This is a genomic window from Rhizobium sp. SRDI969 (genome assembly GCF_025152725.1).
Lineage (GTDB): Bacteria > Pseudomonadota > Alphaproteobacteria > Rhizobiales > Rhizobiaceae > Rhizobium > Rhizobium leguminosarum_I.
The window spans coordinates 2,412,898-2,432,908 of sequence record NZ_CP104035.1; the positions used below are offsets into that span (position 1 = coordinate 2,412,898).

At 60.9% G+C, this 20,011-nt stretch carries 21 protein-coding genes; 11 read left to right on the plus strand and 10 right to left on the minus strand.

The features are described from left to right. Window positions 1-95: 95 nt before the first annotated feature. Together N2A41_RS12125 and N2A41_RS12130 are read left to right on the plus strand one after the other, a co-directional pair. Entirely contained in the window at window positions 96-296 is a 201-nt protein-coding gene (locus tag N2A41_RS12125; RefSeq protein WP_260111034.1) for a hypothetical protein, read from the plus strand. Window positions 297-591: 295 nt separating this feature from the next. After that, on the plus strand, window positions 592-1,611 hold the full coding sequence (locus N2A41_RS12130; RefSeq protein ID WP_003540607.1) for a GlxA family transcriptional regulator: 1,020 nt from the start codon (window positions 592-594) through the stop codon (window positions 1,609-1,611). Window positions 1,612-1,678: 67 nt separating this feature from the next. Here N2A41_RS12130 and N2A41_RS12135 read toward each other — a convergent pair whose 3' ends face one another. The 4 genes from N2A41_RS12135 to N2A41_RS12150 all read right to left on the minus strand — a co-directional run bounded on the left by N2A41_RS12135 (window position 1,679) and on the right by N2A41_RS12150 (window position 4,981). Beyond that, a complete protein-coding gene (locus tag N2A41_RS12135; RefSeq protein ID WP_222279266.1) occupies window positions 1,679-1,996 on the minus strand; it encodes a hypothetical protein in 318 nt (105 codons plus the stop codon). Window positions 1,997-2,015: 19 nt separating this feature from the next. Continuing rightward, a complete protein-coding gene (locus tag N2A41_RS12140; RefSeq protein ID WP_260111035.1) occupies window positions 2,016-2,462 on the minus strand; it encodes a CBS domain-containing protein in 447 nt (148 codons plus the stop codon). 170 nt (window positions 2,463-2,632) lie between these two features. Next, on the minus strand, window positions 2,633-3,964 hold the full coding sequence (locus N2A41_RS12145; protein WP_162117308.1) for a diguanylate cyclase: 1,332 nt from the start codon (window positions 3,962-3,964) through the stop codon (window positions 2,633-2,635). A gap of 186 nt (window positions 3,965-4,150) precedes the next feature. After that, the gene (locus tag N2A41_RS12150; RefSeq protein ID WP_032985103.1) at window positions 4,151-4,981 is read right to left on the minus strand and encodes a response regulator; all 831 of its coding nucleotides are present in this window, start codon (window positions 4,979-4,981) and stop codon (window positions 4,151-4,153) included. Window positions 4,982-5,354: 373 nt separating this feature from the next. Here N2A41_RS12150 and N2A41_RS12155 point away from each other — a divergent pair, with 373 nt between their 5' ends. After that, window positions 5,355-6,338, plus strand: a complete 984-nt coding sequence (locus tag N2A41_RS12155; protein ID WP_260111047.1) for a squalene cyclase — start codon at window positions 5,355-5,357, stop codon at window positions 6,336-6,338. A 102-nt stretch (window positions 6,339-6,440) separates the two neighbouring features. Here N2A41_RS12155 and N2A41_RS12160 read toward each other — a convergent pair whose 3' ends face one another. Beyond that, window positions 6,441-6,965 carry a DUF6428 family protein gene (locus N2A41_RS12160; RefSeq protein ID WP_222384171.1) on the minus strand — a complete coding sequence of 175 codons (525 nt, stop codon included), beginning with the start codon at window positions 6,963-6,965 and terminating at the stop codon, window positions 6,441-6,443. Window positions 6,966-7,007: 42 nt separating this feature from the next. On the opposite strand from N2A41_RS12160, the gene N2A41_RS12165 reads away from it, so the two are divergent. Genes N2A41_RS12165 through arsK form a run of 7 tightly spaced genes read left to right on the plus strand, consistent with a single transcriptional unit; the run spans window position 7,008 to window position 11,398 of the window. Further along, entirely contained in the window at window positions 7,008-7,364 is a 357-nt protein-coding gene (locus N2A41_RS12165; RefSeq protein ID WP_222384170.1) for an ArsR/SmtB family transcription factor, read from the plus strand. Continuing rightward, window positions 7,361-7,891, plus strand: a complete 531-nt coding sequence (locus N2A41_RS12170) for an arsenate reductase ArsC (RefSeq protein WP_222384169.1) — start codon at window positions 7,361-7,363, stop codon at window positions 7,889-7,891. Before N2A41_RS12165 ends, N2A41_RS12170 begins: the two co-directional genes overlap by 4 nt. Then, window positions 7,891-8,334 (plus strand): arsenic resistance N-acetyltransferase ArsN2, encoded by a 444-nt coding sequence (arsN2, locus tag N2A41_RS12175; RefSeq protein ID WP_222384168.1) that lies wholly within the window; start codon window positions 7,891-7,893, stop codon window positions 8,332-8,334. Before N2A41_RS12170 ends, arsN2 begins: the two co-directional genes overlap by 1 nt. Further along, window positions 8,331-9,038, plus strand: a complete 708-nt coding sequence (locus N2A41_RS12180) for an aquaporin (RefSeq protein ID WP_170280871.1) — start codon at window positions 8,331-8,333, stop codon at window positions 9,036-9,038. The genes arsN2 and N2A41_RS12180 overlap by 4 nt, the downstream gene beginning before the upstream one ends. Next, entirely contained in the window at window positions 9,035-9,463 is a 429-nt protein-coding gene (arsC, locus tag N2A41_RS12185; RefSeq protein ID WP_260111036.1) for an arsenate reductase (glutaredoxin), read from the plus strand. The genes N2A41_RS12180 and arsC overlap by 4 nt, the downstream gene beginning before the upstream one ends. After that, the gene (gene arsH, locus N2A41_RS12190) at window positions 9,438-10,163 is read left to right on the plus strand and encodes an arsenical resistance protein ArsH (protein ID WP_222279252.1); all 726 of its coding nucleotides are present in this window, start codon (window positions 9,438-9,440) and stop codon (window positions 10,161-10,163) included. The genes arsC and arsH overlap by 26 nt, the downstream gene beginning before the upstream one ends. Continuing rightward, window positions 10,160-11,398, plus strand: a complete 1,239-nt coding sequence (gene arsK, locus N2A41_RS12195) for an arsenite efflux MFS transporter ArsK (protein ID WP_222279250.1) — start codon at window positions 10,160-10,162, stop codon at window positions 11,396-11,398. The genes arsH and arsK overlap by 4 nt, the downstream gene beginning before the upstream one ends. Before the next feature lie 21 nt (window positions 11,399-11,419). Here arsK and N2A41_RS12200 read toward each other — a convergent pair whose 3' ends face one another. The 5 genes from N2A41_RS12200 to N2A41_RS12220 all read right to left on the minus strand — a co-directional run bounded on the left by N2A41_RS12200 (window position 11,420) and on the right by N2A41_RS12220 (window position 17,993). Beyond that, window positions 11,420-11,686, minus strand: a complete 267-nt coding sequence (locus N2A41_RS12200; RefSeq protein ID WP_017994411.1) for a hypothetical protein — start codon at window positions 11,684-11,686, stop codon at window positions 11,420-11,422. Between the two features lie 112 nt (window positions 11,687-11,798). Continuing rightward, a complete protein-coding gene (locus N2A41_RS12205; protein ID WP_222279248.1) occupies window positions 11,799-14,333 on the minus strand; it encodes a mechanosensitive ion channel family protein in 2,535 nt (844 codons plus the stop codon). A gap of 92 nt (window positions 14,334-14,425) precedes the next feature. After that, window positions 14,426-14,977 (minus strand): DUF924 family protein, encoded by a 552-nt coding sequence (locus N2A41_RS12210; protein WP_017964725.1) that lies wholly within the window; start codon window positions 14,975-14,977, stop codon window positions 14,426-14,428. Window positions 14,978-15,205: 228 nt separating this feature from the next. Further along, window positions 15,206-16,270, minus strand: a complete 1,065-nt coding sequence (locus tag N2A41_RS12215) for a sensor histidine kinase (RefSeq protein ID WP_222384163.1) — start codon at window positions 16,268-16,270, stop codon at window positions 15,206-15,208. A gap of 277 nt (window positions 16,271-16,547) precedes the next feature. Further along, the gene (locus N2A41_RS12220; protein ID WP_260056264.1) at window positions 16,548-17,993 is read right to left on the minus strand and encodes an MFS transporter; all 1,446 of its coding nucleotides are present in this window, start codon (window positions 17,991-17,993) and stop codon (window positions 16,548-16,550) included. Between the two features lie 570 nt (window positions 17,994-18,563). Between N2A41_RS12220 and N2A41_RS12225 the strand changes: the two genes are divergently transcribed. Then, window positions 18,564-19,889 carry an ABC transporter substrate-binding protein gene (locus N2A41_RS12225; RefSeq protein WP_260056265.1) on the plus strand — a complete coding sequence of 442 codons (1,326 nt, stop codon included), beginning with the start codon at window positions 18,564-18,566 and terminating at the stop codon, window positions 19,887-19,889. Window positions 19,890-20,011: the final 122 nt, after the last annotated feature.

The following is a 20,011-nucleotide window of genomic DNA, read 5'->3' on the forward strand; positions in this document are numbered from 1 at the left end:
TGAATGATGAGTTTTCAAAGCCCATATTGGGATCATGGACATGGACGAACCTCCCATTAACGACCATAGCCCTGACCCAAGAAAGGAATTGGAAAATGACCACGCTCACCTATCGCGGTGGTGGTAAGTCCCTCACCTCCGGCCAAGGCCGCTTCGATCTGGGACATTATGCCCGTAAGCTGGTGCTCGCTTGGACGCGCTGGCAGACGGCCCGCGAAATCGAAGCCATGCCCTTCGACATTCGCAAGGATATCGGCTGGCCGAGCGCGGACGACAGCAAACACCGGACCATGTAATGAATGCGACATTCCTCCCAAAATAAGGGCGGCGTCTGCACCATGCAACGCCGCCTTTTTCGTGGCCTCACCATCCATTCCTAAGCCATTTTCAACATTGAATTTCAGTCGCCTATGAGCCTGTCTTTTGCCCTGCCCGCAGCCATTCCGGCGGTTTCACCGGCCAAATCGCGGGCGATGTCGCATATTTGCTCTTCCCGGCCGCATTTTTCCATGCCAGTGTCGCTTTCAGGACATCGGCGCGACGCATTCCGCGCAACGAATGTGTCATCGCCCCTCGAGCATGGATTTCGCTATGAACAGGATGCAGATCAAGAAGCGTTCGGTAGTCTTCTTTATGGTACCGCAATTCACCATGCTGCCCTTTTCGGCGGCCGTGGATACCTTGCGCATCGCCAATCGCATGCTCGGCTACCAGGCCTATACCTGGCGGCTGACCTCCGTCGATGGAGAAAAGGTCTATTCTTCCTGCGGCATCGGCGTCGAGGCAAATTCCTCGCTTGCCGAGGAGCGCCGTCATCTCGGCGGCGAAAACCGGCCAGGCATGGTGCTCGTCTGTTCCGGCATCGATGTCGAGCAGTTCAACAACAAGTCGGTCAATGCCTGGCTGCGTGAATGCTACAATCGCGGCGTCGCCGTCGGCAGCCTCTGTACGGGCGCGCATGTGCTTGCCCAGGCCGGTCTCCTGAACGGCAAGCGCTGCGCCATCCACTGGGAAAACCTGCCGGGCTTTTCGGAAGCCTTCCCACAGGCGGAGGTCTATGCCGATCTATACGAGATAGACGGCAATCTCTACACCTGCGCCGGCGGCACCGCCTCTCTGGACATGATGCTCAACCTCGTCGGCGAGGATTTCGGCGAAAGCCTAGTCAACCGCATCTGCGAGCAGCACCTGACCGACCGCGTGCGCAACCCGCACGACCGCCAGCGTCTACCGCTGCGCGCCCGCCTCGGCGTGCAGAACGCCAAGGTACTGTCGATCATCGAACTGATGGAAGGCAATCTCGCCGAGCCGCTGTCGCTGATCGAGATCGCCGACGGCGCCGGCCTCTCGCGCCGCCAGATCGAGCGGCTGTTCCGTCAGGAGATGGGCCGCTCGCCGGCCCGCTACTATCTGGAAATCCGCCTCGACCGTGCGCGCCACCTCCTGGTGCAGTCCTCGATGCCCGTCGTCGAGGTTGCCGTCGCCTGCGGCTTCGTCTCGGCCTCGCATTTCTCCAAGTGTTATCGCGAACTCTACCACCGCTCGCCGCAGCAGGAGCGCGCCGAGCGCAAGATGACCATGGCGACGGCAAGACAGGCGGTCGCCGCGTGAGACATCAAGAAAGGCCGCAACCGCCGCGGCCACTTCGACAAGTAACGATCTAACGGCAGCAAAACCGTCACTTCGGTTGTTGCTGCCCGGGTAGATTGTCGGGCCGAATGACCGGTGTCTTGCCTTCCTCAGGCGCGGGCTTGCTGAAATCGTTGTCTCCGGTCGGGGGCGGCTTCAGTACACCTTGGCAATCGTCCATCTTTTGCGACAGCGAACCATCCTTGGCCGCCTTCCCGGCGTCCTCCGCTGCCGACTGATTGTTTTGATCTGCAGGCGATGCAGTGCAACGTTCCGAGCCGGCCGACGGTTGTTCTTTTGTCTGTCCAATAACGTTTGAACTTGAAAATGCGACCATCGCAAAGATCAATGCAGCTTGGATACGCATTGGCTTTTCCCGCGCCGCTTCAGCCTCTCGCGCCGCCGGTCTGGGAGTGTGCGCCACCTGGCCTGGAGATGTGGGAAAGCGCCGATGCTGCAGCCCCGTCACTGGACGTCACCGCGATGTCTCCAAGCGACAGGATGCCGACGAGGCGCTTGTTCCGATTGACAACCGGCAGGCGACGAATTTGTTGATCGCCGAGGTTCTCAAGCACGTCATCAACATCATCGTCTTCGAAGCAGTATTTCACATCGGCAGTCATCACATCCGCAATCTTGGCATCCGGCCCTTTGCCGCGGGCAACCGCGCGGACGGCAATGTCTCTATCCGTGATCATTCCCACCAGCCGGTCCCGATCGCCAACCGGAACCACACCCGCATCAATGTCTGCCATCATTTGTGCGGCATCCTGGATTGACTGGTCGGGGCGAGCGACCAGAACGTCGCGCGTCATGGCTTCCCTGACTTGCATGATGAATCCTCCGTATTTCGGTTGAATCCGCTAAACTTGCGGCTCAGGCATTTGTTCCACGCCGCCATCGTCAACAGGTTTTCGGAAACAAAGCCCAACGCAACGCCACCGGCACCGCCGACGCATTTCAGCTCGCGTTTCCGGATAGGCGAGCTGAAATGAGGTGCGCGCTATTGCGCCGCCTCCTCCGTCATCTTGACGTCGGAATAGACCTGGTTGCGGCCCCTATGCTTGGCCATGTAGAGGAACTGGTCGGCGGCGTTGAGGTAATTCTCGAAGGTCTCGTAACCGGCGATCTCGGCGATGCCGATCGAGATCGTGACGCCGAGTTCCTCGTCGTCGGCCGTGACTTTCAGTCGCGAAATGTCCGACCGGATCTCGTCGCAGAGCTTGGTCGCGGCAGCGGAATCCATCTGAGGAAAGAGGATGGCGAATTCCTCGCCCCCGAGCCGCGACAGAAGATTGTCGCTGCCCTCGAAGATCGTAAACAGCCTGTTTGCGACAGCCTTCAGCACCTTGTCGCCGATCTCGTGGCCATAGGTGTCGTTCAGCCGTTTGAAATGGTCGATATCGAGAATGGCGACGGAACTCGGCACCTTCAGCCGCAGGCACTCATTCACCAGCTTCGGGCCGTTGTCGTAGAAATAGCGGCGGTTATAGAGACCAGTCAGGTAATCGCAGGCCGCCGCTGCCCGGAGTTGCCGCATCTGCGCCAGAGTTTCGGCGTTGTTGGCGATGCGGCATTGCAGCTCCTCGGCAACGAAGGGCCGGTAGACGAAATCGCTGGCGCCGGCCTTGAGAAAACTCGCCGAAAGCATGCGGTCGTTGGAGGAGGAAACGCCGATGACACGCAGCCTGTCCGAACCGAAGCGATGGCGGATGCGCCGCGTCAGCTCATAGCCGCTCATATCGGGCATATGGTGGTCGGTGACGACGAGTTCGATATCGCTGTAGGCCTCGAGCGCGGCCAGCGCCTCGAGCCCCGAATTTGCCTCGACGACGAGATATTGCTGTGCCTTCAGCAGGTCGACGAGCACCTGGCGCGCCGAGACGACGTCGTCGACGACGAGCACCCGCGTCTTGCGGTTGGAGATCGCCCGCCGGACGGTGGCGACCAGATTGTCGAGCGCGAATTCATTGTCCTTCAGCACGTAATCGATGACATTGCGCTCCATGATCTTGTTGCGCGTGTTGAGATCGAATGTCGCAGTGAAGACGATTGCCGGGATATCGTGCTCGATCGTGCAGTCGAGCGCTTCACCATAGGGCGAATCCGGCAGGTTGAGATCAACGACGGCCATGGTGTAGCCGTGACCGTCGTCGGCAAGTTCCTTTCGAAGAGCTTTCAGCGACGGGCAGGATTTGACGGCAAGGCCGAGCTCCGTCTGGAACCGGTGACAGAGCACGGCGGAAAACATCCGGGAATCTTCAACCAGAAGTATCTTGAGCCCGCCGGAGCGCAGCCCGATGCCATCTCGCTGGAAATCCGCTTGAAAAGCCACAGCCTCTACTCCCCGATGCGTCCCATGGGCTCGACTCGGCCCTTTCCCCGGCGGGGACGATAACCGAGAGGCGTGTGCGAGTGAAGGGGATAAATAACGGCGACATTACCTGTAATTGCAGAAATTCTGCGACTGTCCCGGAGCGTGATATCCGGCCCGCTGGCGATACCGATACTGGAAGAGCCGTCAGGCAACCGCCCGTTCCTTGCGCATCGATTGAATCTGCAGCAGCGTATCGAGGTTTTGGTTGACGCGGCAGTAGAACTCCTCGTCGATGAAGGGACGCAGCATGAAATCATTGCCGCCGGCCTTCAGGAATCGTGCCGAAAGCAGCCGGTTCGAAGAGGAGGAAACGCCGATGATGCGCAGCTCGTGCGAGCCGATATTGGCGCGGATGCGCCGCGTCAGCTCGAAGCCGTCGATGTCGGGCATATTGTAGTCGGTGATGACAAGGCCGATATCGCGATTGCCCTTCAGGATTTCCAGCGCCTTGCCGCCGCTTTCGGCGACGCTGACGCGGAAATTGTAGCGCTTCAGCCGGCTCGACAGCAGGGCGCGCGCAGTCGCACTATCGTCGACGATCAGCACGTGGTGGCGATGATTGGTGAGGAAGCGGCAGATCGATTCCGCCAGCAGGTCGACGGCGAAGATATTGTCTTTGAGGATATAGTCGACGATATCCTTGGCCATCAGCTTGTCACGCATCTTTTCATGGAAGGTGCCGGTGAAGACTATGGTCGGGATTGAGAGATCGACCAGATATTCGAGCGCTTCGCCGTTTTCGGCGCCGGGCAGGTTGATGTTCGAGATCGCCAGCGTGATCGGATCGGAAGACTTGTCGTAGGAAACCTGCAGATCCTCGAAGCTGCGGCAAATCTCGACATCGATGTCGAACAGCTCCTTGAGGCGTTTGCTGATCATCGATGTGAATACGTTGGAATCTTCCGCGACAAGAATACGCGCACCGGCAAACATTTCCCCGGAATATTGCATCCCCGAAATACCTAGAAACGCCATAGTAAACCTTTGATGTAAAATCTGTCCCGGGATCAAGCTGATACATCAATTGATTTGAATAATTATTAATCGGCGCGCCTGGATATAAATGAAGAGGCGGCCCGATGGGGTCGCCTCCGATTTCTTTGCGGATATGATTAAGAAATCGGGCGCGAAGTGCCGCATTCTCGGCATCGAACGGGCTCTCGCCGACAAACGTCGCATCGTAGGTCGATGCGAGGATTTTGATCTTCAGCTTCGTTACTTCCTTGCGTCGTCACGCCGCGACCACGTCGGATTTAGACAACTTCCCGCGCGCCCCTTCGGCTGGCACCGCTTGGCAGAAGCGATTATAAACAAACCATTCACCCCGACCCGCCGACAGGTTCGCCTCATGATCCAATCCGACCCGGTGATCGCATGGCTTCTCGACTCCGACCCGTCGATCCGTTGGCAGGTGATGCGCGACCTGCTCGACGCCACGAAGCGGGAGTGGATGGCCGAGCGGGCCAAAGTCGAGACCGAGGGCTGGGGGGCCAGGCTGCTCTCCTGCCAGGACGAGGACGGGCAGTGGGCAGGCGGCGCTTTCCTGCCCGCCGGTTTCGACCCTCGGGAGTGGAAGGAGCATGGCCAGCCGTGGACCGCCACGACGTTCTCGCTGTCGCAATTGCGGGAGTTCGGTCTCGATCCCGCCTGCGGCTGCGCCAGGCGCACTGTCAAATTGATCAGCGCCAACGCCCGTTGGGAAGAAGGCGGCCAACCCTATTGGGAAGGCGAAGTCGAAGAGTGCATCAACGGCCGCACCGTCGCCGACGGCGCCTATTTCGGGATCGACGTCTCGCCCATCGTCGACAGGCTGGCCGGCGAGCGTCTCGACGACGGCGGCTGGAACTGCGAGCGGATCAATGGCTCTGTCCGCTCGTCTTTCGCCAGCACCATCAATGTGCTGGAAGGCTTGCTGGAATACGAGAGAGCGACCGGTGGCACGCATCGGTCTCGAGAGGCGCGCAGGACGGGCGAGGAGTTTCTGCTGGCCCGCAACCTCTTCCGCCGCCTCGGCACCGGCGAGCCGGCCGACGAACGCTTCCTGCGCCTCCTGCATCCGAACCGCTGGCGCTATGACATTTTGCGCGCGCTCGATTATTTCCGCTCCAGCGCAATCCTGACCGGTACCCACCCCGATCCGCGCCTCGGCGAGGCAATTGACCACCTTCGTTCCAGACGCTTGCAGGACGGCACCTGGCCGCTCGACGACAGCCCTGCAGGTCGGGTGTGGTTCGAGGTCGATGACGGGCAAGGCAAGCCCTCGCGGTGGGTGACGCTCCGGGCGATGCGGGTGCTCAGATGGTGGGATGCCCAGCCCTCAATCAATGCCTGATGGCAGACCCAGCACGCGCAGGAAATGCACCCATGACTGACTGGTGGTCAGTCAAATCCGATCTTGCTGCCACCCTGCCCTGCCGCGCGATCTTATGTGTCCTTACGCGCAGCAGCCGCTCGCTGCCGATTGCGGCCCACAGCAGGCCGCTGCCTTGCTGTTTTCCTCTGCCAGCCAGCGATCGCGCGGCTTGCAGCTTGCCGGCCGCGGCGAAAGCGAAACATGGACAGCGCCGGCGCGAAGAACCGGCATCGCCGCGCAATAAAGCTGCATTGGCCGCACGCCGTCGCTGACTTCGAAGGTCAGCTTCGCCGAACCATCCAGTTGCACGTGATCGGAAACCTTGCGGATGATTGCATGGAACTTGCCGGCCGGCATATGCGTGCGGTCGCCTTCCTCGATATCCCAGAGCTGGATGAAGATTTCCGCCCACGCTTCTGGATTGGCGCCGCAATCCAGGCCTGAGAATTGGCCGGCCTTGACCTCGGTGACATGATAGCCAGGCTTCACCGCCTTGCCGCCATAATAGAAAATCAGCGGAGAACCCTTGGCTCCGGTAAGCACATTGAGCAGCAGGCCGAGATCGATGTCGTTCTCTTGAATTTTGCTGTTGTCGATGACGTTCATTTGCGCTAATCCTCGCTTCAATGGTTCAAGGATTATTGAAATATGGATCAACGTCAAGCCCTCATCGCATTCGGCGCGCTCTCGCAGGAAACCCGCCTTCATATCGTCCGCATGCTCGTGGTTTCGGGTCCCGACGGCATGGCGGCAGGCGCGATCGCTGAGAAGGCGGAGGTCTCTCCCTCTAATATCTCCTTCCATCTGAAAGAGCTGGAGCGGTCGGGGTTGATCGCGCAACAGCGTGAATCCCGGTCGATCATTTACACCGCAAACTACGAGGCACTTGGTGGCTTGGTTCGCTTTCTGATGGAAGATTGCTGTTCCGGGCACCCGGAAATCTGCGCACCCGCCGCGGAGGTCGCGGCCTGCTGCACTCCTAAAATGGAGGAGAAACTGCAATGACCACTGACCGTGTTTATAATGTGCTGTTTCTCTGCACGGGCAATTCTGCCCGCTCGATCCTGGCGGAATCCATTCTGGAGACCGAAGCCAGGGGTCGATTCAAGGCTTATTCGGCCGGTAGCCAGCCGAAGGGTGAGGTCAATCCCTATGCGCTGAAGGAGCTTGCGGCGCAGGGCTATCCAACAACCGGCTTCCGCTCGAAGAGTTGGAACGAGTTCGCCGAGCCGGGCGCTCCAGAGATGGATTTCATCTTTACTGTCTGCGACAGCGCCGCCGGCGAGGCCTGCCCGGTCTGGATCGGTCACCCGATGACCGCTCATTGGGGCGTGGAGGATCCCGCTGCCGTCGACGGCAGCGAAGTCGACAAGGGCCGCGCTTTCGCACAGGCCGCCCGATTCCTCAAGAGCCGGATCAGCGCCTTTTTGAGCCTGCCTCTTTCCTCGATCGACAAGCTCGCCCTGGAATCGCACCTGCGCCAGATCGGCACGATGGAAGGCGCCAGCACTAAACAGCCCAAGGCGAGCTGATGAGTTTCGATTTGAACCAGCACTCCTTGGAAGGGCACGACGACAGACTTCGCGGCGCGCTCGCAGGCGCCGGGCTTCCGGTCGATGACCTCATAGACGCCGGCCGAAGCTTCTATCGGTTTTCGCGTGGCGGCGAGACGGTCGGCTTCGGCGGGCTGGAACTCTATGGCGAGACTGTGCTCCTGCGTTCCATTGTCGTGCTGTCCGATCAGCAAGGCTTTGGCTTCGGCCATGCGATCACCCTTGGCCTGCTCGATCAGGCCCAAAGGAAAGGCGCAACCGCCGCCTATCTGTTGACAGAAACAGCCGCCCCCTTCTTTCAATCGCTCGGCTTTCGTCCGATCGGCCTCGATGAAGCGCCGGCCGAGATCCTGACGACGCGGCAGGCCACAAGCCTGTGCCCGGCATCGGCCGCCCTGATGGTCCGGAGCCTGCTGGCATGAGCGCGCCGGTGTTCCCCCCGTCTCGACGACTGGTCGCCGAAGCGATCGGCACGCTGCTGCTCGTAGCAACCGTCGTCGGCTCGGGCATCATGGCGGACAGCCTGACGGACGATACGGCGCTTGCGCTGCTCGGCAATACGCTGGCAACGGGGGCAATCCTCGTCGTCCTGATCACGATCTTGGGCCCGATTTCCGGGGCTCATTTCAATCCGGTCGTGTCGCTGGTGTTTGCGCTCCGGCGCGAACTGCCTGCCTCCTCCGTTCCCGCCTATATCACCGCGCAGATCGTCGGCGGCATTGCCGGAACCATGCTCGCTCATGCGATGTTTGCCCTTCCCGTGCTGCAGGCCTCGGAAACCCTGCGCACCGGCGGCGCGCAATGGCTCTCTGAAGCGACGGCAACCTTCGGCCTGGTCTTCGTCATCTTAGCCGGTGTGCGCTTTCGCGCCGACGCCGTGGCATGGCTGGTCGGCCTTTATATCACCGCCGCCTATTGGTTCACAGCCTCGACGTCCTTTGCCAATCCCGCCGTCGCGATTGCTCGATCGCTGACGCACACTTTTTCCGGCATCCGCCCGATCGATCTACCGGGCTTTATCGCCGCTGAAGTCCTCGGCGCCTTGCTGGCGCTGATGCTTGCGGGATGGCTGCTGATGGAGGCCCGCGGTCCTGAAACCCTCACCAAGACGGAATCCGCCTCATGACCATAGATGTTACGATCTATCACAACCCCGAATGCGGCACCTCGCGCAACACGCTTGCGATGATCCAGAACGCCGGCATTGAGCCCAACGTTATCGAATATCTGAAAAACCCGCCGTCGCGGGAGCAGCTAATCAAGGTGATTGCGGATGCAGGTTTGAGCGTTCGCGAGGCGATCCGCGAAAAGGGCACGCCCTATGCGGAGCTCGGCCTCGACAACCCTGATCTTACCGACGAGCAACTGCTCGACGCGATGCTGAAAGACCCGATCCTGATCAACCGGCCCTTCGTCATGACGCCGCTCGGCACGCGTCTGTCGCGGCCGTCGGAACTTGTCCTCGAAATCCTGCCAGAAACGCATCAGGGCGCCTTCACCAAGGAAGACGGCGAGAAAGTGCTCGATGTCGGAGGCAAGCGCATTGTCTGATCTGCCTGCCATATCGCCAATGCATCTGCGTCAACCGGATGTGGACGCGCTCAGGCCGGCGTTCTCGACGCACAAGCCGCGCATCCTGATCCTCTATGGCTCGCTGCGAGCGGTGTCCTACAGCCGCTTCCTCGCACAGGAGGCCGCGCGGCTGCTCGAATATTTCGGCTGCGAAGTGCGCATCTTCAACCCGGAAGATCTGCCGCTGCCTGATGCGGCGCCGGCGAGCCACCCAAAAGTTCAGGAACTGCGCGAATGGTCGGCATGGTCTGAAGGCCAGGTGTGGGTCAGCCCCGAACGTCATGGCGCGATGACCGGCATCATGAAAGCGCAGATCGACTGGATTCCACTGTCGGTCGGTTCGATCAGGCCGACGCAAGGCAAGACGCTGGCGGTGATGCAGGTCTCCGGCGGCTCCCAGTCCTTCAATGCGGTAAGCCAGCTCCGCATCCTTGGCCGATGGATGCGGATGATCGCAATTCCCAATCAGTCCTCGGTAGCCAGAGCTTTCCAAGAATTCGACTCTGACGGCCGTATGAAACCCTCGTCCTATTACGATCGCGTCGTCGACGTCTGCGAGGAACTGGTGAAATTCACGCTGCTGACCCGCGATGCCTCGAACTATCTGACCGACCGCTACAGCGAGCGGAAGGAAGAAGTCGAAAAGCTCGAACAGCGCGTGAGCCTCAGATCCCTATGACAATCGTCAGCACCGAACGACTGCCGGTAGCGGCCATCGCCGCGCTCGGGCTGACGCAGATCATCGGATATGGATCGCTCTATTACAGCTTCAGCATCCTCGCCCCCGACATGGCCCGTGATCTGGGCTGGTCATCGGAATGGATCTTCGGCGTGCTCTCTGTGGCCCTTCTGATCGGCGGTCTGGCCGCACCTCTCATGGGCACGTGGATCGATCGCTTCGGCGCAGGCAGGATCATGACGTCGGGCTCGGCGATTGCCGCCGCCGCCCTCGTCGCCTGCGCCTTCGCGCCGGGAAAAATCGCTTTCGTCGTGGCATTGATCGGCATCGAGATCGCCTCGAACCTGGTGCAATATGGCGCAGCCTTCGCCCTGCTGGTGCAGATCAGGCCGCAGGTCGCCCAGCGCAGCATCACGTATCTGACCCTGATCGCCGGCTTTGCCTCAACCATATTCTGGCCGATCACCACGGCGCTACATGCGCATCTCTCATGGCAGAACGTCTATCTGATCTTCGCCGCGCTCAATCTCGTTGCCTGCCTTCCCATTCATGCCTGGCTCTCCCGTGGCGTCAGGCAAACCAGGAGACGGACCGGAGAGGAGGCTGCAAAACGCGTCGAGCCGAGCCTTCCGCCGTCGGTGCGCAGGCCGGCCTTTATCCTGATGGTGACGGGCTTTGCTTTGGAAAGCGTCGTGAACTCGGCACTTCTGGTTCACATGGTGCCTGTGATGTCGGCCCTCGGCCTCGGCGCCATGGCAGTGGTGGTCGGAACGCTCTTCGGCCCGTCACAGGTGCTGAGCCGCCTCATCAACATGGTCTTTGGCGAGAGCTTGTCGCAAGTGATGCTCGCGATCATCTGCGCCATCCTGCTGCCGACAGCCCTTGCCATCCTGATCGCCACCGCACCCTCGGTGCCCGGTGCGCTGGCCTTCGCCGTCGTCTTCGGCCTTGGCTCGGGGCTTAACAGCATTGTCTACGGAACCTTGCCGCTCGCGCTCTTCGGAAGCGATGGCTACGGCCGGCGGCAAGGACAAATCATGTCGGTGCGTCTCGTCGTCTCCTCGATGGCGCCGTTCGCGCTCGCCTTCCTGATGGGCAATCTCGGCGCATCGTGGTCGCTGTCGATCGCTGCATTGCTCGGCACCATCGCCCTTGCCGCATTCTTCGCCATCATGCGGCTGACGCGCCCGGTTGTTGCCCGGCCGGAAACTGTTCCCAATCCCGGAGAAGCTTGAGCGCATTAATCGGGACAGGCGCTACTTGACGACGGCCGAGCCCTTGACGATGTCGATCGTCTCGCCGCCGTCGAGCCCAATACGGTCGCCGTCGGGCGTCGTCATGAAACAGCCGGAAGCACAGAGGTTTTCCGAAGCGCCGGCATCGACCACGACCTCGACGCGCTGGCCGCTCTCGGTGATGACGAGCACGACGGCGGCTGGATCGGTGTTGGTGATGGACGCCGCTTCAGCCGCGGGTGCGGCAAGCAGCGGGACAAGCAGAACGGCGGCAAATCTTGCCATCATGTGCGGTGGCGCTGGCGCGCCCTCCCCTCGAACGATCGGTGCTGCCCCCGGCAGCGATCCCGATAGTGGAGATCATGCACAGATAGCTGTGAATGATGGCTGAATGACCCGTTCAGCCTTTCAGATTGCCGTCCGCCGTCTTGCTGCGCAATTGCCGCACCGGCCGCTCTTCCTCCTCCATGAGCACATCCCCCGATTTTTCCTGCTCGTTGGGTTGATCCCTGCCTGCAACGGGAAGGACGGGAGGAGCGTCCCGATGGATAGTGAGATCGCTCCGCGGCAGCGGGATCTCGATGCCCTCGGCCCTGAAGCGCTGGAGGACCTCGATCCTCAGATTGTTGCGCACCGTCATGCCGTCGCCCATGTCGGCGAGGAAGAAGCGCAGTTCGAAATCCAGCGAATAGGGGCCAAAGCGCAGGAATTCGACATGCGGCTCGGGATTGCGCATGACGAGCGGTATCTTGGCGGTCAGTTCCAGCAAGATATCCATCACCTTCTGCGGATCCGCGTCGTAGCTGACGGAAACGGGAATTTCCGAGCGGCCGATCTTGTTGCGGTGCGTCCAGTTACCGACCAAGCCGTTGATCAGCTCCGAATTCGGCACGATGATCGACTGCTTGCGGAAGGTCTCAATCTCCGTGGCGCGCACCGAAATGCGTTTGACGATGCCTTCAGCCGTGCCGGAAACGACATGGTCGCCGACCTTGAATGGCCGTTCGACGAGCAGGATCAGGCCGGAGACGAAGTTGGAGACGATGTTCTGCAGGCCGAACCCGATACCGACCGAAAGTGCGGAGGCGACGAGCGCGAAGCTCGACAGATCGATGCCGGCCGCCGAAACGCCGATGATCGCCGCGATGCCGACGCCGAGATAGCCGATGCCCGTCTTTACCGAATTGCGCACGCCGAGATCGACATGGCTTCTGGCCATCACATTGCCGTCGAGCCAGCGCTGCAGCCAGCGCGTCAGCAGATAGACACCGGCAAACAAGAGGATTCCCGTGCAGATGCCGAGCAGCGAGATGCTGATGCCGCCGAGCCTGACCTCGGTGAACAACCTGTAGGCAAGAATCTGCAGGTCCTGCACATGGAAGCCCCACATCAGCAGGATCAGCGGGATGCCGACGAGAAGCGCCACCGCATAGATGGCAAGACCGACAAGCAGGCCGGCCTGGTCGATCGCCACCGGCCCGAGCTTGAAACGGCGCGTCAGGAAGCTTGCGAAGAAGGTGTCGCCGAAGCTTTCCTGCCTGGAGATCGCCTTGCCGGAAAGCAGGCCGACATACATGGTGACAACCACCGCGCCGGTAATGATGAGCTGCGTGGCGACGAAGCGCGCGAGCCCGACATAACCGGTGAGCGCGGTGAGGATGAGGCCGGTGCCGACGATCCGCAGGATGATCGCCATGCCGCGCGGCCAATGCCTTCCCGGCGCATCGGGATCGCCGTTCTTCGCCAGCATCGGTTTTCCGAACGAGACCGCGATCAGGATCAGGCCGATGATCAGCGCGGCGATCAGGCTTCTGACCACGGTCAGCACCAGCGGCGAGCCCATCGCCTCGCCGATCGTGCCGAACAGATAATCGAGCGCGTTGACGATCGCCATTGCCAGCAAGCAGTAGCCGATCGAGCGCGCGCCGAGATTGGAAAGCCGAACGAGGCGCCAGCGCGGTTCGTGCGGTGCGAAAATGGCATTGACGAAGCGGCCGACGAAATAGACGAGCCCGATCGCCCCGAACAGCGCGCCGATGACAGGTGCGATGTCGGGCCTGAGCACATTGAAACCGTTGAGGAAGAAGAACGAGGTGACGAGCAGCACCGAGAGCGCCAGCGTGCGGATCAACGTCGACCAGAAGGCGATCGACAGCCGGCCGATATAGGAGGGGTTCTCGACAGCCTCGTCGCGCTGCAGGTAGGAGCCGAATAGCCGGTAGCTGCCGGAGAGAAGGATCAGGGCCGCGGCAAGCGACAGGAAGATCGCGGCAAACATCGGGAAACGCTTGAATTTCCAGACGAAGGTGGCCCAACTGGACAGGGCCTGCGAGAATTCTCTGGCCTCGTGCACGAAGGCGCTGGCGGCATCGTCGAGCACCGAGACCGAAATCTCGGTCCGCCTGAGCAGCGTATCGGCAAACAGCCGCCGCCGCATCTCGGTGATCTCGTTGACGAGCTTCGTCACCGTGATCGACAGGTTTTCGGCATCGCCCGTCAGCGCGTTGATCTGCGCGCGTTCGGCGGCGAGCGCGTTGCGCTCCTGGGTGACGATCTCGGCTTCAGGCGGCTGCCCGTCCTTCGGCGGATCGCCGATCTCGGCAAGCCGGTTCTTGATCTGGTCGAAACGCGGCCTGAGATTGACCGATATGGTGATAACGGCGCGGCTGAGTTCATCGGCCTTGGTCGCAAGCCCGACGAGGGCGTCGTCATTGTCGGCATTCTGCTTGACGCCGTCCTGAAGCGCCGTCAGTTGGACCTTCGCCTTGTCGATCTCCTTTGTCGCCTGGTCGAGCGGGCTATCGGCAAGCGGCGCCTGCGCGGACGCCGGTGCCTGCGGCTCCTGCGCGAAAGCCGCAGCACCGTTGAAATGCGCGCCGGCAACCGCCAGCATCAGCAGAAGAATGGTGCGAAGCAGGATCGGTCTCAGCCGCAAAAGCGCCTCCGGGAAAGGTTGTCATCGGAATAGAATGCCAGCTTGTCTTAGTAAAGAAAGGCGACAGAAAGGCGGAAGCTCCCTGGAAAGACTTAGAAACCGGCGCCGGGCTTGGAGAGATAGTCGCGTTCCCTCGCCGTCGACTCCCGCCCGAGCATGGCATTGCGGTGCGGAAAGCGGCCAAAGGCAGCGATCACGTCGCGGTGGCGGATCGCATAATCGAGATATTCTTCATCGCCAAGCGCGGCGAACAACGCTACCGATCGCTCCTGTTCGCCAAGGTCTTCGGCATGTTCGAAGGGCATGTAGAAAAAGGTGCGGCACGCGGCTTCTACCAACAGATCGGCGCCGGATGCCAGTGCGAGTTTGGCTTCGCGAAGCGCCAACCCGTCGGTCGCAACGGCAAGCGCCGTGCCGCGATAGATATTGCGGGGAAACTGGTCGAGCACGATCACAGCCGCCAGCCGGCTCTCCGCATCCGCCCGCCATTCGGCGCCAACATCCGCTGCAAGGGCCAGATGGGTATCGCGAAAGACCGTGCTGATCTCCGCGTCGAGGTCCGGCGTCGCGCGGAACCACAGCTCCCGGCCGCATCTGACGAACCAGAAATCATAGACTTCGCGTGGCGTACGGATAGTCGTCATGCTTTCTCTCCCCTAGCGTAAAGCTTGTTAATGCGGCGTCTGCAAACTGTTGTAAATATAGGGTAAACGGCGTGGCGTGAGGCCCCCTCATCCGGCTGCCGCCACCTTCTCCCCGAGGGGAGAAGAGACTTGCGGCAGCGCCTCGTTCCCCCTTCTACCCAGCGGGGAGAAGGTGCCGGCAGGCGGATGAGGGGGCTGCAAACTCAGCGCCCGGACGGGGAAAATCCCCTACTTCCCCTCATCCAACGAAAACACCAGCGTCGCCTTGGTTCCGTCGTGGCCGGGGTCATAGGCGAAATCCGATTTCAGGCTGGCGGCCATTGCTGTCAGAATGCGTGTGCCGAGGCCCGTTCCTTTCGCCGGGCTCGACGGATCGAAACCGGCGCCGTCATCCTCGACGATGACGCGTAATGCGCCATCTGTCTGGTCGACCATGACGCGGATCTCGCCCGGCACGCTCTTCGGATAGGCATATTTGAAGGCATTGGTGACGAGCTCGCTCACGATCAGCCCGAGCGTAATCACCTTGTCGGTCGCCAGATTGACCGGCTGCGCGGTAAGTACGATGCGGTGCGGCCGCTTGTCGTCGCGCATCGAGGTTTCGAGTTCGGTGAGCAGGCTGTCCAGATATTCGTCGACCTGCACCGAGCCGACCTGGCGGTTGGTATAGAGCCGGCGGTGCACGCTGGCGATGGCGTTGATGCGCATCTGCGTTTCGTGCAGCGCGTCGATCGCCACTTGGTCGGTGGTCATCGAGGATTGCATGCGGATCAGCGCGCCGACGAGGCCAAGGCTATTGGCGATACGGTGATTGACTTCGGCGAGCAGCATTTCGGCAAGGTCGCGCTGCTGGCGGATCATCTCCTGCGCCTGCGCCGTCTCGCGGCGAAAACGCGTCCGCTCCAGCGCCTGTTCGAGGGCGGCGGCCAGCAGGTCGAAATAGTCGGCCGAGATCCCTTTGAGCATGTAATCGTCGGCGCCGGCCTTCAGCGCCGCGACCGCGATGCTGATATCGTCCGAACCCGTCGCATAGATGACCGGCGGGTGATCCGGCATCGCCGCGATGCTGGGCAAAATATCGAGGCCGGTCTCGCCAGCCAGGACATGATCAAGCACGACGGCGTCGATACCGCCTTCGCCCAGTCTCGCAAGGCCTGCAGCGCCGCTCTCGGCCCACTCGACCGAAAAGCCGCGCCGACGGAGGTTTTTCTGCATCAGTAGAGCAAGCCCCTCGTCGTCGTCGATATAGAGGATGTGGATCAGGGCATCCGCATCGCCGCTAGAATTGTTCATTCCGTCTCCCGGCGTTCTCTCGCAGCGACGACCGCCCGCAAGCGTCCGAGTCGTCCGCATAGCAATGTCGTATTGCATTGGCCGCCTGGGGTAAACAGCGGTTGTCCCTCGCTCTTGTCGCAGGCGGCGCGGAAGGAGGATGTCGGGAATCCGGCATTTTCAGAACATGACCCTAGCTGGCGAGCATCCCTATGGAAGCCGTTGAAGGAGATGGGAAAACGAAAACCTGAAATGAGATGCATCAACGCCAAGCGACCCGTTTGGTTCCGTGGATAAGCTAATTTTTCTGGAATTTCCGATGACCCGATACTTCGGCTCCAGCCTCCGCCGGCAATTGCAGGAAGCGCAGCGATGAGACGACGCCGATCACGCCGACTACGATGAAAGCCCAGCGGAAATCGGCAAGGACGGGATTGCCGGCGCCCCTGAGAGCAGAGGCGATGTTGAGCACGGCCGCCGCCACTGCCACGCCGAGCAGCATCGATACCTGCTGCAGCATGCTCGACAGCGTCGAGGCCGAGCTTCGCTGCGCGGGGCCGATATCGGCGAAGGCGAGTGTGTTCAGCGCGGTGAATTCCATCGACCGTGAGAGACCGGCGAGAAAAAGCAGCGCATGGATGAAAAACGGCGGCGTCGTCGGCGACAGGAAACCGCAGGAGACGATCGAAAGCGCGGCGATCAGCCCGTTAACCCCAAGCACGGTACGAAAGCCGAAGAAGCGCAGCAGCGGCGTCGTCACCGCCTTCATGCTGAAATTGCCGAGGAAATAGACGAGCAGATAGGTGCCGGCGGCAATCGAGCTCAGGCCGAAGCCGAGTTGGAAGAGCAGAGGCAGCAAAAACGGCGTCGCATTGATCGCCATCCGGCAGGCCGTGCCCGCCGACAATGTCGACATCGAGAAGGTCTGGATGCGGAAGGCCGAAAGGTCGAGCAGCGGATTGTCGACGGCGAGGAAATGCCGCGTCGCCATGACCGACAGCACGATGCCCGCCGCCAGCATTGATATCACGGGCAAAAGCCCGCCGTCCCATTTGACCGAGAGTTCGAGGGCGGCGAGCAGGAAGGTCAGCCCCGCAGCGCTCAGCATAAAGCCCACGAGATCCAGCCGGCCGGGATTGGTCTCGCGCTGCTCCGGCACGAAGCGCAGCACCAGCGCCATGCCGACAATGCCGATCGGGATGTTGATCAGGAAGTTCCAGTGCCAGCTGGCATAGGTGGTGACGAAGCCGCCGAGCACCGGGCCGAGCACCGGCGCCGTCAGTGCCGGCCAGGTGATCAGCGCGATCGCCTGGACGAGTTCCGACTTGCGGGCGTTCTTGAGCACGATGATGCGCCCGACCGGCGTCATCAGTGCACTGCCCGCGCCCTGGATGGCGCGCCACAGCACGAATTCCGCAAGGCTGCCGGACAGCCCGCAAAACAGCGAGGCGCCGGTGAAGACGGCGATCGACATCAGAAAGATGCGGCGCGCGCCGAACCGATCGCCGAGCCAGCCGGACAGTGGAATGAAGGCGGCCATCGTCAGCATGTAGACGGTGATGCCGATGCTCATCGACACCGGCTGCACGTTAAAGCTTGCCGCCATCTGCGGCAGCGAGGTGGTGACGATCGTGCCGTCGAGGATCTGCATGAAGAAGGAAACGGCAACGACCAGTGCCACGATCTTCGCCTGGCGGCCGCCTTCGGCCTCTTGCACATTCTCGCTCGTCTCTGCCGTGGTCATCGATCTGCCAATTAAAATTCCGGATGACGCGGCAGGGAAACGGGAAGGAAGCCGATCGGAGATCTGCCGCGCGGGCGAGCGCGGACTTGGTAAGCCGCGCACTGGCTGAATACGCCCGTTGCATCCGGCCGGAAAGGCTAAATCTCGCACTACGCAGGAATATTCCCGATGCGGCTGGATAGCTGACCGCTATCGACCCAAGAAAGGATTCAAGAAAAAGGCCCCACCGAAGCGAGGCCAAGCTTGAACCGCTCCGGGGAAAAGCAGGAGCGGCGTGCAGTCCATATCGTGCGATCGATGTCGCAGCGAGGCCAGATGTCGCTGCATCTGTACGCTCGCCAAAGATTTTTTCGCGATCTGCCGAAAAAAGATCGGCCCCAAAACTATCTGCCCATGTGGCGCTACACCTGTCGCATTGCAGCAACGAATGGCGCTTGCAATGTTTATAAAAATTGGTATCACTAAACATATTGCTAAACATGATGATTGAGGAGTTCATGTGAGCATTCTCTGAAGTGGGTGAACATGCTACGCCGGCGGGGAGCCGGCCCTTGGTTCTGGGAGGAACTTATGCAGAAAACATCGAAAGCCCTTTTCGGGCTGGCCACGGCATTCGTCATGTCGTCGGCATTGCCCAATCTCGCCAAAGCCGATGAACTGACGCTGTGCTGGGCCGCATGGGACCCCGCCAATGCGCTCGTCGAGCTGTCGAAGGATTTCACCGCCAAGACCGGCACGCAGATGAAGTTCGAATTCGTTCCCTGGACGAATTATGCCGATCGCTTCCTCAACGAGCTAAATTCCCACGGCAAGCTCTGCGATCTCATCATCGGCGACAGCCAGTGGATCGGCGGCTCGGCCGAGAATGGCCACTACGTCAAGCTCAACGACTTCTTCGACAAGGAAGGCATCAAGATGGATGACTTCGTGCCGGCGACGGTCGTCGGCTACTCGGAATGGCCGAAAAACACCCCGAACTACTGGGCGCTGCCCGCCATGGGCGACGTCGTCGGCTGGACCTACCGCAAGGACTGGTTCGAGAAGCCGGAACTGCAGAAAGAATTCAAGGAGAAATACGGCCACGATCTCGCAGCGCCGAAGACCTACGACGAGCTGAAGCAGATCGCCGAATTCTTCCAGAAGCGTCAGATCGACGGCAAGACCGTCTACGGCGCCTCGATCTATACCGAGCGCGGCTCCGAAGGCATCACCATGGGCGTGACCAACGTGCTCTACGATTGGGGCTTCCAGTACGAGAACCCGAAGAAGCCCTATGACATGGAAGGTTTCGTCAACTCGGCCGATGCTGTGAAGGGCCTCGAATTCTACAAGTCGCTCTATGATTGCTGCACCCCGCCCGGCAGCTCCAACGTCTACATGGTCGAATCCGCAGACGCCTTCAAATCCGGCCAGGTCGCCATGCAGATGAACTTCGCCTTCACCTGGCCCGGCCTCTACAAGGACGAGAAGGTCGGCGGCAAGAAGATCGGCTTCTTCCCCAATCCGGCTGAAAAGGCCCACTTCGCCCAGCTTGGCGGCCAAGGCATCTCGGTGGTCTCGTACTCCGACAAGCGCGATGCCGCCCTGCAATACATCAAGTGGTTCGCACAGCCGGACGTGCAGGCCAAATGGTGGGAACTCGGCGGCTTTTCCTGCTTGAATTCCGTCGTCAACGCGCCAGGCTTTGCCAAGAGCCAGCCCTATGCCCAGGCCTTCCTGGACTCGATGGCGATCGTCAAGGACTTCTGGGCAGAGCCGAGCTACGCCTCGCTGCTGCAGGCCATGCAGAAGCGCGTTCACAACTACGTGGTCGCCGGCAACGGCACCGCCAAGGAAGCGCTCGACGGTCTGGTGAAAGACTGGAGCGACGTCTTCAAGGACGACGGCAAGATCTGACGCGTGGCATCCCTGATGCGCGCCATCCTCGACAGGATGGCGGCCCGGATCGGCAGACGAGCCGGGCCGCCAGATCTCTCATACCCCAAAAGACCCGTACCCCAAAAAGACCAGGTGAAGAC